The sequence below is a fragment of the Shigella sp. FC1967 genome (genome assembly GCF_001743005.1).
Classification (GTDB): domain Bacteria; phylum Pseudomonadota; class Gammaproteobacteria; order Enterobacterales; family Enterobacteriaceae; genus Proteus.
Genome location: NZ_MIIZ01001283.1, coordinates 1 through 423, shown reverse-complemented (window position 1 = coordinate 423; position 423 = coordinate 1). Strand labels below are relative to the sequence as shown.

The following is a 423-nucleotide window of genomic DNA, read 5'->3' as shown; positions in this document are numbered from 1 at the left end:
GGATCGACTTCCCATTCCACTTTGACCCATTGATTCGGCGTCCACTTTGCCGGCACGACAATGCAACAGGTTCCGCCACCGCCTTTGCCATAATAACCATTAACCTTAAACCAATTTACCGAAGTGCCTTTGACATGGTTAAACCCGTGTAAATTTCCGGCAAGGTAGTCATCTTTGGGTTTTTTCTTGGGGAACAGCAGTGAGCTTACTGCGATAATGGCAAGAATAACGCCAGCAACAATCACTTTTTTACGAGTTATTTTTTTCGAGCATACTGCTGGCTCCTCCATTTTTGTTGGAACCGTAATCGGATAATTAGGGTGCCCCGGGGAATAACAAGATAATGTGATCCGAACTTCTTGGCAGGGAAGAAAATGCACTTTGACATCACAAGGGTCGTCATACTCAGGAATTTCTACCATT

Annotated in this window: 1 protein-coding gene; it reads right to left on the bottom strand. The window is 44.7% G+C overall.

Features of this window, described 5'->3' with window-relative positions:
- Window positions 1–423 (bottom strand): DUF3304 domain-containing protein (locus BHE89_RS21245; RefSeq protein ID WP_171742559.1); only part of this gene is annotated, 423 nt, incomplete at both ends.